13 protein-coding genes are annotated in these 15401 nt (G+C 47.5%); 8 read left to right on the top strand and 5 right to left on the bottom strand.

Annotated elements, in window-relative coordinates:
• Window positions 1-159: 159 nt before the first annotated feature.
• Together AM1_RS08715 and AM1_RS08725 are read right to left on the bottom strand one after the other, a co-directional pair.
• The gene (locus AM1_RS08715) at window positions 160-837 is read right to left on the bottom strand and encodes a hypothetical protein (RefSeq protein ID WP_148215696.1); all 678 of its coding nucleotides are present in this window, start codon (window positions 835-837) and stop codon (window positions 160-162) included.
• Window positions 838-1116: 279 nt separating this feature from the next.
• Window positions 1117-1722, bottom strand: a complete 606-nt coding sequence (locus AM1_RS08725; RefSeq protein ID WP_012162467.1) for a hypothetical protein — start codon at window positions 1720-1722, stop codon at window positions 1117-1119.
• A gap of 141 nt (window positions 1723-1863) precedes the next feature.
• Here AM1_RS08725 and ttcA point away from each other — a divergent pair, with 141 nt between their 5' ends.
• Window positions 1864-2700 (top strand): tRNA 2-thiocytidine(32) synthetase TtcA, encoded by an 837-nt coding sequence (ttcA, locus tag AM1_RS08730; RefSeq protein ID WP_041659447.1) that lies wholly within the window; start codon window positions 1864-1866, stop codon window positions 2698-2700.
• Here the strand turns inward: ttcA and AM1_RS08735 are convergent.
• A complete protein-coding gene (locus AM1_RS08735) occupies window positions 2697-4238 on the bottom strand; it encodes a DUF3747 domain-containing protein (RefSeq protein WP_012162469.1) in 1542 nt (513 codons plus the stop codon). The two genes, ttcA and AM1_RS08735, sit on opposite strands and share 4 nt — an antisense overlap.
• A gap of 520 nt (window positions 4239-4758) precedes the next feature.
• On the opposite strand from AM1_RS08735, the gene AM1_RS08740 reads away from it, so the two are divergent.
• From AM1_RS08740 to hemH, 5 genes are all read left to right on the top strand, one after another.
• The gene (locus AM1_RS08740) at window positions 4759-5238 is read left to right on the top strand and encodes a hypothetical protein (RefSeq protein ID WP_041659451.1); all 480 of its coding nucleotides are present in this window, start codon (window positions 4759-4761) and stop codon (window positions 5236-5238) included.
• An 18-nt stretch (window positions 5239-5256) separates the two neighbouring features.
• Window positions 5257-5811 (top strand): hypothetical protein, encoded by a 555-nt coding sequence (locus AM1_RS08745; RefSeq protein WP_012162471.1) that lies wholly within the window; start codon window positions 5257-5259, stop codon window positions 5809-5811.
• Window positions 5812-5905: 94 nt separating this feature from the next.
• The gene (locus tag AM1_RS08750) at window positions 5906-6943 is read left to right on the top strand and encodes a thiamine phosphate synthase (RefSeq protein ID WP_012162472.1); all 1038 of its coding nucleotides are present in this window, start codon (window positions 5906-5908) and stop codon (window positions 6941-6943) included.
• Window positions 6944-7085: 142 nt separating this feature from the next.
• On the top strand, window positions 7086-7295 hold the full coding sequence (thiS, locus tag AM1_RS08755) for a sulfur carrier protein ThiS (protein WP_012162473.1): 210 nt from the start codon (window positions 7086-7088) through the stop codon (window positions 7293-7295).
• Between the two features lie 182 nt (window positions 7296-7477).
• Window positions 7478-8641 carry a ferrochelatase gene (hemH, locus tag AM1_RS08760; protein ID WP_012162474.1) on the top strand — a complete coding sequence of 388 codons (1164 nt, stop codon included), beginning with the start codon at window positions 7478-7480 and terminating at the stop codon, window positions 8639-8641.
• Between the two features lies 1 nt (window position 8642).
• Here the strand turns inward: hemH and AM1_RS08765 are convergent, their stop codons facing one another.
• Both AM1_RS08765 and AM1_RS08770 read right to left on the bottom strand, forming a co-directional pair.
• On the bottom strand, window positions 8643-10475 hold the full coding sequence (locus AM1_RS08765; protein WP_041659458.1) for a response regulator: 1833 nt from the start codon (window positions 10473-10475) through the stop codon (window positions 8643-8645).
• Between the two features lie 48 nt (window positions 10476-10523).
• Entirely contained in the window at window positions 10524-10976 is a 453-nt protein-coding gene (locus tag AM1_RS08770; protein WP_012162476.1) for a QcrA and Rieske domain-containing protein, read from the bottom strand.
• Between the two features lie 418 nt (window positions 10977-11394).
• Between AM1_RS08770 and AM1_RS08775 the strand changes: the two genes are divergently transcribed.
• Both AM1_RS08775 and AM1_RS08780 read left to right on the top strand, forming a co-directional pair.
• Window positions 11395-12414 (top strand): cytochrome-c peroxidase, encoded by a 1020-nt coding sequence (locus AM1_RS08775; RefSeq protein WP_012162477.1) that lies wholly within the window; start codon window positions 11395-11397, stop codon window positions 12412-12414.
• Window positions 12414-15197 carry a DAHL domain-containing protein gene (locus AM1_RS08780; protein WP_012162478.1) on the top strand — a complete coding sequence of 928 codons (2784 nt, stop codon included), beginning with the start codon at window positions 12414-12416 and terminating at the stop codon, window positions 15195-15197. The genes AM1_RS08775 and AM1_RS08780 overlap by 1 nt, the downstream gene beginning before the upstream one ends.
• Window positions 15198-15401: the final 204 nt, after the last annotated feature.

Here is a 15401-nt window from a genome sequence, read left to right on the forward strand (position 1 = left end):
GAATTGAAATTTTGATATTTCCAGAAGCCTCCTAATCGAGTTAGGAGGCTTCTGTGATCTCCGCCCTAAAATACACAGTGCGGGTTCAGCCCATACCAGTTTTTTAAATCGCCACAGGGATTGCTTTACCTACGCCAAGGTGACGATGATTAGCCAAACTTACAGATCTTCCCATTGCTCAAAAAGAATCACAGGATCGTCCGTCAGTTTGAGAACATAACAAAGATCACTCAAATGCTGACAAATATCGTCTCTTTCACTTGTTTCCAGGGTTCGATATTGCTGCTGAAGCACATTGAAGCCTTCAATAAGCAATTTTAAGTGGGCATGGACATGCTGTTTTTTGGGTTTGTCGCCTAGATCTATCAGTGCATCAATAGTGCTTCTGAATAACCGCCGTGACTTTTGGACCACAATCTTGGGCTTCATATATTCTTCCCATCTTGAGAAAAATTTTTCGCACCGAAATTGCTTTAAACTCATCATTCCCAGGTGGGCCAATCGCTCTTTTTCTTTCCGTTCCGATTCCAACAGCCTTGCCGAAAATTCTTCTTGCTGACGACGAAGTATTTCTTCGTGGTTGCCGTTGTCCCACTCCTCCTGCAGTAATAAGTGATTGCCATTGAACGCAGACCAGAACCCAATATGATTTCCTGGCAAGTCTTGATCTGATTCAGGTGGATAAATCACACCAAGATTCATAAAATCGGAACTGGGTGGGGAGCTAACTGTCCAACACACTAGCGCTCCTATATACGCATGATGCGTGAGTCGTAGAACCTCTTTCAGACGTTCATCTTCCAATTGCGGTATCTCATTGTCAAGGTAAGTCGTCATTACAATGACAGGGCAGATTCCAGCCCATTCGCCACTGTCTGCGTTTGACACAACTTTTGCGACTCTACACGCACCATAACGTCCATCTGCCAAGCGAAATGCATATACACAACTTTTGCGACTCTACACGCACCATAACGTCCATCTGCCAAGCGAAATGCATATATAGTTCCAACAGCCGGGAGATTATCTACTGTGTAACGTTTTTCTGCCATCAAATGTCTGAATTAACCTCCTTTATGATTCCCTGGTGTTTGACTAAGCAACACGCACATTAGATCAGTTATTCTGTTGCAGTTTTTGGAGGATGCGCAGAAGTAGAGGAATCCCGACCAGCGCAGACGCGATTAACGCCAATAGAATTTTTGCCAGATTTGCCGCTAATATTCCTTGATAGAGATACCAGAGTACACCCATCAACACGATGGCCCTGAGGATCAAACTTTGGGGCGAATACTTGATACTGCCTTTTTGCTTGGTTAATGGCAGTACGGATTGAGTTTCCCAAGCGCGATTTTTATTCAGCCCAAATTGGTAATGGTCTCCTGCCACTGTAGAAATCTTGAGAACATATCCCCCCGTTAGGCTCAGCAATACGGCTTCACTCACCGTTGCCAGAGGAATCTCCCAATCCCCACAGAATAGACATGTTTCTGTCAGAATCAGCATGCCGCGCCTAGACGCGACCCATCCCAGCTCATACTGAACCGGGGCATCGGCCTCCATCTTTCTGGCTTTCGTCACACCTGCAGCGAGAATCTGAACATCATGATGTTGATTTTGGAAGGTCTGTAAGCGCAACGGAACCAGGTAAAACACGTAACACGTCGCACGGCTAAACCCAATCAATACTTGTTCCAGCCAATCAGTAAGATAGGAAAGCATGGGCAGATTGTTAAAATTCTATCAATCCCGATTTAGGAATGATACTGCCATCTAGATACAACCCCCTATCCTTCAGCATTTGCTCCCTCTGAGTGAACTAAATATTCCCCAGTATTGATTGCTCTTTTGTCCAATCTGTTTATGACCGCCACTCAACTCCACCCCTCCAAACAACTGAAAAAGCTACAAGCTCGCCTCAGAGGGCTAGTGGGCAAGGCCATTCGTGACTACAACCTGATCGAAGCTGGCGATCGGATTATGGTGTGTTTGTCCGGTGGCAAAGACTCCTACACCCTGCTGGATATTTTGTTGCATCTACAGCGGGCTGCCCCCATTGATTTTGAAATCTTGGCCGTCAATCTCGATCAAAAACAACCCAATTTTCCAGAACAGGTTTTACCCAACTATCTAAACCAACTCCAAGTCCCTTACCGCATCGTCGAAGAAGATACCTACAGTACGGTCAAACGAGTCATCCCAGAAGGCAAAACCATGTGTGGCCTTTGTTCTCGATTACGAAGAGGGATTCTCTATCGAGTTGCTCAAGAAGAACAGGCCACCAAAATTGCCCTCGGTCACCATCGAGAAGACATTATCGAAACCCTCTTTCTGAATCTGTTCCATGCTGGCAAGCTAGAAGCCATGCCCCCCAAGCTATTGAGCGACAATCGCCAGCACATGGTGATCCGTCCCCTCGCTTACTGCCCCGAAGCCGATATCCAACGCTATGCCGATTTACGGCAGTTTCCGATTATTCCCTGCACCCTATGTGGATCTCAAGAGACCTTACAACGGGTCCAAGTCAAACAAATGCTGCAAGCCTGGGAGCAAGAAACACCGGGGCGATTAGAAACGATCTTTCGCAGTCTACAAAATATCGAATTGTCCCAGCTTGCTGATCCACAGCTGTTTGATTTCGCCCACTTGGCGATTGCTGCAACACCTTATGCAGATTCACCCGATAGGTCGGGGCTTTAACGAATATCGAGAATACCGTCAATCCCTTCTAAACTCAACATATCCAGGCGCTCATCGGCTTCTCCACGTTTTTCATAAGCCCCTACTTGTAAGACCGATCGGCCCTTATAGCTCGAACGAAACGCATCCGGTACTAGGGTTTTAATTCGCTTGTAATCCGCCGAGCTATTCGCCTTAACAATCACGCGATAGCGAAGTCTGGAGCGCTCATCCAGGGGAGGCGGTGGAGGATTACCTGTTCCTGCAATAGCGGCAAGCTGTTGAGCACGACCCGCATCCTGACTGGCTGCATAAATATCTGAAGCAGGACGATAGCGCCCCAAGGGCACAGTCTGTTGAGGGACGGGAAGAACACCATCCGAGCTGAGGGTCGGTCCTGGAATCGGTAAGTTAGGTAATGCTTTAGGAAGGGGAGCAACGGCACGACGGGGGGAAGGGACTGGAATGGGAATGGGAGCGGCAGCGCGGCGAGGAGAGGGGACTGGAATAGGAATGGGTCTAGAAAAGAATCCCTTAGACAACGGTGGTTTAGCCGCCAATCTCACCAGTTTTCGCCGTTTACTCGCTGAAGTTTTGGCAGAGGGTCTGTATCGATTCGATTGGGGTGCGGTAAGGGACGGCGGTGGTGGGCTTTCACCCGCTAACTCAGGTAATTCTGGATCGGTTTCTGGGCGAGGCAGAGCAATCGCCCCTGGCGTTTTACGGGCATGGGATGGAGGAGCAGAAGGAGCAGAACCCAGGGATTGTCCCGGCTTAGGTACGGGAATTTCAATGGGAGAGGTAATGAGATTCGTTAATTCATCCCGCTCTTGGGAGTGTTCTTGAGGCGTCGTTTTTGGGGGAGCTGCAGATGGCCGGGCTGACTCTTCTGGGGGAGGGTCTAAGGGGGGGAGACTCTCCACATCACCTGCCGGTGGGGCAGGTGGAAGTTCTTCAATCTCGATGGGAGGTACCGCATCAGAAGGGGCTTCAGCGATAGTATCTGTACTCGGCACTTCGTCACGGGTGAAATAGATATGACCCAAGGTTTTGCCGTTGTAGCTCCGCTTGGAAAACCGCCAGCCGGGTTCTAACTCAATTTTCAAAAAGCCATCGGTCAAATTTTGGGTTTGGCCTATTTTCAGCTTGGGAGCTTGGGGATTTCGAGATGGATATCCCATTAGTACGAGGTTGCCATTTTTCTTCACTACGGACAGACGATAGTCCAAGGCGTAGTCCTGCCCAGCTTGGCGAATGGAATACCCATTACTATCCGTACTCCGTCCACAGATACCCGTGAAGTCAAACTGGAGGAGCAAAGGCTCGATAACGCCAGGCTGATCCGCTTTTTCTTCCCAGCAGGCTTGGGTCGATGAGATTTGCTCCAGAATAATCAGGTTATATTGCTTCCCTTCTGCAAACGGAACTGCGATCGCAATAAATTTACTTTGGTCCACTTCCTCCTGACCAAAGGTATAAGCCTGGGCTGCATGCGGAATCAACAGCCCCAGAAATAGGCTGGAGACCGAAACCGCAACCCGACTTAAATGATATTTCATGACTCCTATCCGCTTCCCAAAATGTGAGTGATTTGCTGTTAAAGCTGGCCAAACTTTCTAGAAATTTCCATACCAAGTCTGTGAGCTGAACTCAGATTTACTCGGCTGCAAAATCCCATTCAACTCAAAATTAAAATGGCCGGTGGTGCCAAATTTTATCCTATTTTTTACTCAAAACTAAAAGTGAAATATAAGTTAACAAATGCCTCTATTTTCTAGAGTCGAAGAGCCAGAGTTAATTGAGTATAAATAGCTATTTAAGCTCTAGGATCTGGACCCTAAATTCAGATATCGATCAAATGATTCACTTTGACCAAAATGCATTTTTTGACACCATAAATCTTGCTATTTCTTTGCTGAGATCTTGGGCATCACACCTATAGAAATATGCAAATTAATTCTAATTTTATTTTCAAAAGATAATATAGTTGACCAAAATTTTTTTCAGGGTTTCTCCAGGATTGGGCGAATGATCTAAACGCCCGTTCAATTCGCTCTTCAAACGGTCCATCCTGACAGTATGAATAGAAAACGCATGGCTCACCCCATTTATGCCTGGGGCTATCTCTTCGGTCTACTGATGGCCTATGGGGCTGTGGGGTGGATTTTGGCAGCTTATGCCGCCCCCCTAATGATGTGGATGTGGACCCTTCTGCTGATTGCCTATGTTGCCTGGGCAGATACTGGTGCGATCGCAGGTGCAATGCTATGGGTCGTTTCCGTCGTGTGGATCGCTGCATACACCACCGCAACCCCCTTACTAATGCACTGGAAAGGGCCAACTTGGGCAATCTCATTAGTAGGGGTGTGGATATTCGCCATTGGGGTTGTCCTGTTGCTGGCATTTGCTCGATCAGCAATTCAGGCGTTGGGCTGGTCTCGACAAAAGACTTTTTATCGTCTGCTGATGCTCACAGGCGCAGGCTTGATCATCGGTCGTTTACTTTATGTGGGATCAATGCTTACTCCCCAAGCGATGGCCCTACTCTACATGACTTAGTTACAGGAGATACCTCGGTTGCCTCAATCCTCATTTTCCAAAGATCGAAATCACACCACCCCCAAAGACCAGAACGCCATATCTTCAACTGATACTCCGTCACAGCCGATCTCTGGGGCTGACTATATCAAACATATCGATCCCAGTCTTTTATCCAATTTAAATACATCCCAAGTACTGGAGATAAAGAAATTTATTAGTAAAGCCATTGCCCATGAAGTGACTCAAAAAACAGCCCATTTAAGTATCAATCATAATCAGGCAGAAAGTCAGGATTTCACCTGCAAAAAGCGTAGATCAAAACTCATAGATATTCGCTTTGTCATTGACTTATTGTTCTCACGTTTTTACGTTGTATTAATGGTGGGCAAAGACATCCGCAAAGGCCAGCGTTCTTATCCCACATCTCGCGCAACTAAAGCAGGCAATATGATCGCTGCTTTTATTCTAATTGTGGCGATGAACCTACTCATCTCTGCCATCTTGCTATTAGGTCTTTATTTACTCAAGTCGGCTCTAAATATTGACTTAATGCCTGGACATTTTTCAGATCAATTAGAAATCTTAAAATAATAAGGATATTAACACTCTTCTACCTCAGTTGAGTGCTTGTTTAGACTCAACCACTTGATAGGATAGAAAAGGTTTATTCGTAATACTTTTTTTAATGATGAATGCAAACTCGACCCTTTATCGCATCTTGGATGCCAACCTCGATCGAGCACGGGAAGGGTTGCGGGTGATTGAAGAATGGTGTCGATTTGGTCTAGAAGATTCTCAGATGAGTGCTCAGTGCAAGCAACTCCGCCAGGAATTGGCCCATTGGCATCATCCCCCCTTACGGATGGCCCGAGATACCCCCAATGATCCAGGCACCCAGCTCACCCATCCCCAAGAGGCAATCCGTACTGACTTGCCGACGGTTGTACAAGCCAATCTTTGCCGGGTACAAGAAGCCCTGCGAGTCCTAGAGGAATACAGCAAGATTTACGATACCCAGATGGCAGCGGCCTGTAAGCAGATGCGATATCAGGTGTATACCCTAGACACTCAACTCCAGCCTCGCCATCGCTTGCAGCAATTACTTGATGCGCCGCTCTATCTAGTCACGTCCCCCAGCGACCAGTTGACCGCCGTCGTCGAAGCCGCCTTAAAGGGAGGACTAAAGCTGGTTCAATATCGAGAGAAACAAGCGGACGACGATCAGCGCTTGGCCGTTGCCCAGACTTTATGTCGGCTATGCCATCAATATAATGCTCTGTTTATCGTCAATGATCGAATTGATATTGCTGTAGCCGTGGATGCCGATGGGGTTCACTTAGGACAGCAAGACATGACTATGGCGGTGGCCCGTCAAATGTTAGGCCCCGGTAAGCTAGTAGGGCGCTCCACCACCAATCCGCAAGAAATGGAAAGAGCCATCCAAGAAGAAGCAGACTATATTGGCGTCGGCCCCATCTATGAAACCCCTACCAAAGCAGGCAAAGCTGCCGTTGGTCATGAGTACATTCGCTATGCCAATCAACATGCACCCATGCCCTATTACGCCATCGGCGGCATTAACGAGTCCAATCTTGGCGAAGTCTTGGCCGCAGGCGCCCAACGGGTAGCTGTGGTGAGAGCGATTATGCATGCCCCTTCCCCAACCCAGGCTGTCCAACAGATGTTAAAGCAGTTTCCACAAACATCTGCTCCAGCCCCATAAAGTCGGTCTAGAAGAGAGACCACATTGGCGCATTCTATACCTCCAGCTCATCCACCAAGCTTCAGGATTTATTTTTGATCGTGAACCTAATATGGAAAGAGACGCCCCCCTATCGAATCGCTTTTGGGACTGATTCCTCCAAATGAAAATGATTAATATCCAAGTCAATGGAGAGCGACAAACCTGCGCACCCAGCATGTTATTGCCAGAATTTCTGGTACAGTTAAACCTCAATCCTCGCCTCGTGGCGGTAGAATACAATGGCGAAATTCTGCATCGACAGTTTTGGGAAACCACCCACTTGCAGATGGGAGATCGCTTAGAAATCGTAACGATTGTTGGCGGCGGCTAAGCAACCCTCAGCGCGATCTCAAGTCACGATTCTGAAGTTCAGTCATTGTCTTGGAGTCTTTCTAAACCAGTGTGTACCTGAGCTGCATAGCTCTATCAGAAATATTGGTCATTTGTCAATGCTTTACCCAGACAATGTTGTTAAAATAAGTAACAGAGTTTAACAAAGGCAATCATCAGGTTATGGGCCGTGTCGGTGTTCTATTACTGAATCTAGGGGGACCAGAACAGCTAAAGGATGTACGTCCTTTTTTGTATAACCTGTTTGCTGACCCAGAAATTTTACGACTGCCATTTGCCTGGATGCAAAAGCCTTTTGCCGGGTTAATTTCAACCATGCGAGCCCGAACGTCTCGGGACAACTATCGGCAAATCGGAGGCGGATCCCCTCTACGACGGATCACCGAAGCCCAAGCCCACGCGCTCCAAGACGACTTACAGGCTAAGGGATGTGACGCCCAGGTCTATATCGGTATGCGTTACTGGCACCCTTTTACAGAAGAGGCCGTCAACCGCATTAAACAGGATGGCATTGAAGAGCTGGTTATCCTGCCCTTGTATCCTCAGTTTTCTATTAGTACGAGTGGTTCAAGTATCCGGTTATTGGAAAAGATTTGGTCTGAAGATCCAGCATTACAAAAAATCAAGTACACCGTTATCTCCTCTTGGCACGATCGCCCTGGCTATGTTCAAGTTATGGCCGACTTTTTGCGTCAAGAGCTGGATCAATTTGAGAATCCAGACCAAACGACCGTATTTTTTAGCGCCCATGGCGTCCCTCTCAGCTATGTGACTGAATCAGGAGACCCCTATCAGCAGGAGATTGAAGCCAGTACCCAGCTGATCATGGAAGCGTTAAAACGCCCTAATCCCCATATCTTGGCCTATCAAAGCCGAGTGGGACCGATGGAGTGGTTACGCCCCTACACCACGAATGTGATTGCCCATTTAGGTCAGCAAGGGGTTAAAGATTTAGTGGTGGTTCCCATTAGCTTTATCTCGGAACATATCGAGACGCTCCAAGAAATCGATATGGAATACCGGCATTTAGCGCTAGAGTCAGGCATTGAAAATTTTCGCCGGATGCCAGCTGTCAATACCCATCCAGACTTTATTGATACCCTCAGTGAGATGGTGCTGGAATATCTGGACAAGCCTTCCCTTAGGTTCTCTCAAGTTTTTCGCCCCCAGAAAAAGATCAAGCTGTATCCTCAAGAGCGTTGGGAATGGGGGATGACCACCACAGCAGAGCGCTGGAATGGTCGCTTTGCGATGGTCGGCTTTATTGCATTACTGGTTGAACTGATCAGCGGTTATGGTCCCCTGCATTTAGCGGGGCTACTTTAAGCTATAGCTTTTTAGAAAGTTCAGCCTTCCAGAGTTTGTGCCAGTGGCTGCGGACAGCCCGGTTGGCATCGTACATCGTCGAATACCGTGCTTGGATATTAAAGTGGCACATCTGAGCGAAAATCTGAGCTGTCGCCTGGTGCAGTTCAGCCAATTCTGGATCATCCCCTGGTGCTGATAGTTGTAAGGCTTGCAAAAAGATTTTGCCCACCACGTATTGGTCCGTTTCAGGTTTAAAGGTACCGTAGCTAATTTCTGGGGCTAAAATATCGCCTTGATCCTGAAGCAGTTTTTGATATTGTGGATATTGAAGACTAAGCTTACTGAGAATACGGGGGACTACCCCATAGTCAATCAGGACTAGTTTTTTACCTTTCTCATTGGGCTGTAGAAAACAATCGGGATGCGGATGACTATGGACCAGATCGGCCTGATGCAGAATTTCAACAATCGTTAAGACTTCATCTGCAAACTTACAGGTCATGCGGGGATTTAAGGGAGCCTTGGAGGCCAATACTTTACTCAGCAGGGCCCCTTCAACATGTTCATGCACCACATACAGGACTTCACTATCCTGTAAAAAGCTGAGCACCGGAAGACATTGCACATGGGGAGCTAGCTGTTTCAAAGTCGTCATCTCAGCTAAAAACAGCTCTTGAACCGACTGCAAAACCTCTGAATTATTGGTGTCTAGTCGAAAGGTATGAACAATTCGCAGGGGAGTATCCGGTTCTTGCAGATCTTGGGCAATAACCGTTTGTCCGAAGGCATGCTTGCTAATTACTTCAACCAAGCGAAAGTGGTCATCCCAAAAAGAGGGTTGAGGAGCCGCTGTAACGGTCGATTCTAATAACTGCTGTCGGGCAGCGACTGAGGCTTCACGGGTTTTGAGATGACTTTGAATACGTGCCAGGGCAACGGGCAAATCAATGGGCTTCGTAATGTAATCATTGGCCCCTAGTTCTAGGGCTTCGACCACATTTTCGCTGGCATCTTTGGCTGTTGCCATAATCACCGGCAGCTCTTCCTGGGAATAGATCTGCCGAATACGCTTCAGGGTCTCAATCCCCCCAATGCCTGGCATCATAATATCCAGTAAGACCAGAGCAATATCAGTGGTGGCCATCAGTTCCAAGGCTGCTTCACCACTGTCTGCTAACGCCACTTCATAGCCTTTACGCTGAAGACGCCGACTCAACATATCCCGGTTCGCCTCGACATCATCCACGACTAGTAATGTCGGTGTCGTCGGTTCAAGGGCAGACGTTGGGGGAGGAGAGGAGGGCCGGGGTGTAGCTGCAACCAGGGGAGTCGCCCCACTCACTTCTTGTTGATCTGCTGAAGCTGTTCTAGCAGTAGCGGTGACCAATTGCTCAGAACGGGGAATATCGGGGGTCGCAACGGCGTTAGGGGCTGGCGTTGCTTTTGCCACAGCTTCTAAAGGTTGTGATGGCGCTGATGGTTCTTGAGTCTTTTGCAATAGGGTTTCAATTTTTTGCAACAGCCGCTTCAGATCAACAGGTTTAGTATCGTAATCATCACACCCTGCCGCTAGAGCCTCTTCTCGATCACCCACCATTGCATGGGCCGTAAGGGCAATAATTGGAATAGTGGCGGTCTGGTCTCCAGCTTTGAGGGTTCTCGTCGCTTCCCAGCCATTCATCACGGGTAAGCTCATATCCATAAGAATCAGATCAGGCTGTTCCGTTAGCGCCTTCGTGACGCCTTCACCGCCATCAACTGCAATCACAACATCATATCCTCGGCGCTTCAAGCGACGTCCGAGCATGTCGCGGTTAAGTTCATTATCTTCAACTAAAAGAATCTTCGGCATGTAATGATGGCCTCTCTAATCCCTGAGGTGTGTGAATCGCTGGCTAGATTAACTGGCTTGAGGCTTCACCAGAATGGCATCACCTTCTACTTTGATGTCATAGCTTTCTAGCGGCTCAGAGGCAGGTCCTTTAGCAACAGCTCCATCCGGTGTATAGGTGGAACCATGGCAAGCACAGAAAATATCTTGAGAGTCCTGTTTCCAATCTACGGGGCAACCCTGATGGGTACATGTTGGATTAAGCGCATGAAGGGTATCAGCGTTCTTTGGATCTCTCACCACTAGAACTTTTTGGTTCCCTTTCAAGGTTTGCAGAATACGGCCATTTTTGTCTAAGTCTTGGGTCTGGCCCACCTTGATAAACCCACCTGGGGTCGCTTCAGCTTTAGGCGCTGGGGTTGAGGAGGTTGAAGTCCGGTTCGTACAGGCCCCAATCACAACAGAGACGATTCCTGAAATCCAACTTAAGGTCAACCATGACAAAACTTTTCGGCGGTTCATACTGAAATCTTAAGAAACGAGATCCACAATAGTTTACTAGCTGATGGGAGTTTCCCTTGAAAAATAATAGGGAATAAATACACACAGACTAGAATTAGTTTGCCCATGCCAACGCTATAAACTGAACTTCAAAAACATTTATTTGTCGACCCAAAACAACCAATAATTGACGCTAAACTCTGTGAATCTCAGTATAGACTTACATTTTGAGTTTATTACAAATAATTGACCTAACTCCCTTAAATTCCTATCATTGCGATATTTTTATTTACAAATATCTTGTTGAAAGAGACCCATATTTGGGCAAACTAAGGGTTGGAGACAGAGTAGAATTATTGTTCTCGAAAGTCTTCTTTAACTCTTATGTAAAAAATGCATCAACGTTTAGAGAAATGCTATCTCCAGGAGGGTCTTGGGCGTGAACAGACTGTTTAAAAAACGCCATCTAGTATTGATTGTTTTGTTCGCAGTTGCATCGCTACTGTCATTACAACTGGCACGGATGACGGAGCAACCTGTGATTGCAAAACTAGGCCCCCCCATTACCGCAGCTGGAGATGAGCCGATTGAGCCGATTCCGATGCAGGTTTCATTAAATATGGAGAAAGTGGTTCTGGGCAAACAATTGTTCCATGATCCTAAACTCTCTAAAACCAATGATATTTCTTGTGCCAGCTGTCATGATTTAACGATGGGGGGGACCGATCGCCTACCGGTTTCCATTGGCATCAACGGTGAGAAAGGTTCTATCAACTCCCCCACCGTATTTAATAACAGCTTTCACTTTAAGCAATTTTGGGATGGCCGAGCTTCAAGTCTAGAAGAGCAAATCGAAGGTCCTGTCCATGCGGGGAATGAAATGGGATCGAGTTGGCCAGAAATTATTGGCAAGCTCAAGCAGTCACCTGAATATGTGAATGCCTTTAACAAACTCTATGAGAGTGACATTTCCGCGGACCATATCAAAGATGCGATCGCAACCTTCGAGCGCTCCCTCTATACCCCCAATTCAAAATTTGACCAATTCCTCCGGGGCAATGCTGACGCTCTAACCCAAGACGAAAAAGAAGGCTATCGACGCTTCAAAGGGTATGGCTGCGTCGCCTGCCACCAGGGCGTGCTGCTCGGTGGCAATATGTATCAGAAATTTGGGGTTTTTGGTGACTACATCAAAGACCGGGGGAATGAAACTAAAGCGGATCTGGGACGCTACAACGTCACTGGCAAAGAAGACGACCGCTACATGTTTAAGGTACCGAGCTTAAGAAATATCGCCTTAACTGCCCCCTATTTTCATGATGGCTCCTCTCAAACCCTAGATGAAGCTGTCAAAATCATGGTCAAATATCAACTCGGTCGCGAAGCAGATCAGAAAGACATTGACCTAATTATCAAATTCTTAAACACCTTAAATGGTGAAATCAAAGAGGTCGCCTAATGCAGAAACAAAAACTTCTTGGCCTCCTCGGGGTCTCTGGTGCCCTGCTCTTGTTTGGCGGCTTCGTTGCCAAAAGCTTATCCGTTGACAACCAGCAGCATCAACAATATCGCACCCTCATGGCTCAACAGTTGGACAAAGATGCCACTGTTAACCAGAGCGTACTCAAGGCCAGATATGCCCTTCTAACCTCCTACGACCCCCTCGTCCGAGCCATATCCGAGCAGCTCGAGTTACAAGAGGATCTCAAGCAAGTTCCTGGGTTTATTGGTAACCAACAAAGCCTCTTATCCCAGCTCAGCGAGAACAACCAGGTCTTCACCCAGAAAGAAGAGTTAGTTGAATCGTTCAAATCCAAAAATGCCATCCTCAAAAACTCCTTAACTTACTTGCCAGAATTGGTAAAAGAAGTTCGCACGGGCTCTGCTAAAGGCTTATCAACGGATGAGGCGATTCAGTTAGAAAGTCTATTGGATAACGTCTTGCTGTACAGCTTGTCATCCGATGAAGATCTCGTTCCCCAGATCGAAGCCCAAATCACTCAGCTTGAGGGGAAAAAATCTTCTCAGGGCATTCAATTGGCCCTTGCCCATACCCGGATGATTCTGGAGTATAAGCCCCAGGTCGACACCTTAACCCGCGATATCCTGAAGCTGCCTACGGCCCAAGCCATCAGCACCTTAGAAGCGGCTTATACCAATCAATATGATGCAGCCACCCAAACCGCCGACCTATTTCGACTACTCAGCTTCGGCTGCTTGTTAGTCCTCGTCAGTGGTGGTGCCTATTTGGTGGTTCAGCAACAGCGCCGCTCCAATGAACGGGTCTCGGGTATTCTCAGCAGTTTGACCGATGCCTTCGTCGCCCTCAATCCCCAGTGGCAAATCACCTATATCAATGACAAAGCTGCTGAAATTTTACAAGCGGATTCCCAACAGCTGCTCAATCAAGATTTCTGGCAAAGCTTTCCAGACGTTCTGGGGGCCGATCATCTTAGTGACTATCGGCAAGCCCTAAAAGAGAAGCAAAAGACCTCCTTCGAGGTGTTTTATCCTCCCAGCCAAATGTGGTTGGAAATTCGGGTCTATCCCAGTGTGGACGGTCTCTCCCTATTCCTTCAGGATGTAACCATCCGCAAGGAAGCGGAAGCCAGCTTGAAACAAATGAACCAAGAGCTGGAAACTCGGGTCAAAGCTCGTACGGCCCAGCTCGCCTCCAGTATGGAAGCCGCCGAAGAAGCGCGGGAGAAAGCAGAAGAGGCCAATAAGAGTAAGAGTGAATTCTTGGCCAATATGAGCCATGAACTGCGGACCCCCCTCAACGCCATTATTGGTTACAGCGAAATGCTGGAAGAGGATGCCGAAGATATGGGGCAGGATGATTTTGTCCCCGATTTGCAGAAAATTTCAGGGTCGGCCAAGCATCTCTTAGAGCTGATTAACGCAGTGCTGGATCTGTCGAAGGTTGAAGCCGGACGGATGGAGCTTTATTTGGAGTCCTTTGAAATCGCACCGATGGTTAAAACCATTGCTGCTACATTGCAACCCATTGCTGATAAGCAAAGCAACATGATTTCTCTACATTGTCCTGAAAACATCGGGACTCTGTATGCGGATCAAACCAAAGTCCGTCAGAGTTTGTACAACCTACTCAGTAATGCTTGTAAATTCACAGAATCCGGCGAAGTTAGCCTGACCATCTCTGAAGATGCGGGTGAAGAAGTTGTGTTTAGCATTAAAGACACCGGCATTGGCATGACTCCAGAACAACTGGAAAAAGTGTTCAAAGCCTTTACCCAAGCGGATGCATCTACCACCCGTAAATATGGGGGAACCGGACTGGGCCTCACCATCACCAAGCAGTTTATTGAGATGATGGGCGGTCATATTTCAGTGACCAGCCAATACGGCTACGGCACCGAGTTTACGATCCATCTTCCTCGCCAAGTGGAATCAGAATCGAAAGCATCGGCTCCCGCTCAATCTGTCCCCGCCGAACCCAGTAAAATCTCGTTACCCACAACGGCTAAGGGACAGCCGGGTGGCACAGTACTGGTGATTGACGATGACGAGTATGCCCGAGATTTAATGAAACGGTTTTTAACGGATGCTGGGTATGATGCCGTGGCGTCGTCTTCAGGGGTAGAGGGGCTACAACTCGCTGAAGACCTGATGCCGGACATGATTATTTTGGATGTTCTGATGCCAGAACTAGACGGCTGGTCCGTCCTCCAGAATCTCAAGGGCAATGCCAAGTTAGCAGATATTCCCGTCATTATGATGACGATGGTGGATGCCGAAAAAGTCGGTTTCTCTTTGGGCGCGACTGACTTCCTGACCAAACCCTTACAGCGGGATCGGCTGCTGGAACTGTTGGATAAATATGTCACCACCGCCGATCGCAACTGGATGTTAGTGATTGAAGATGATCTGCCTTCACAAGAAATGCTAGGTCGCCTACTAGAGCGGGAAGATTGGCCCTACAAAACAGCGGGCAATGGCAAACAAGCCCTTGAAGTCCTTGGTACCCATGGCATCCCAGACTTAATTTTTCTGGATCTAATGATGCCAGAGATGGATGGGTTTGAGTTCCTCAAGGTGCTGCGGCAAAATCCAGAATGGCAAAATATCCCTGTAATTGTGGTTTCAGCGAAAGACCTTACGGCTAGTGAACGGATGGAGTTGGGCGATACGGTCCAAAGCATTCACCAAAAAGGCCACCTCGATCGAGAGGAATTGCTGGAAGAAGTCCAAGACTTTATTGAGATTACAGCGGGTCATTAAATCGAGACCCAGAAAATTCAACACCGCCTAATCCCAGCAACCAGAGCGATTGGATGCTCTGGTTGCTGTTGTTATTTTTTGCTCGCAACTCATCACCTTAGAGATGAGGAGTATCACGGTCTATCATCATCCACCCCTATGCCTACAACCATCAATCACCTTGCCCTTATTGGTTAAAAAAGGGGTCTGGCATAGATCCAAATA

The organism is Acaryochloris marina MBIC11017 (genome assembly GCF_000018105.1).
Lineage (GTDB): Bacteria > Cyanobacteriota > Cyanobacteriia > Thermosynechococcales > Thermosynechococcaceae > Acaryochloris > Acaryochloris marina.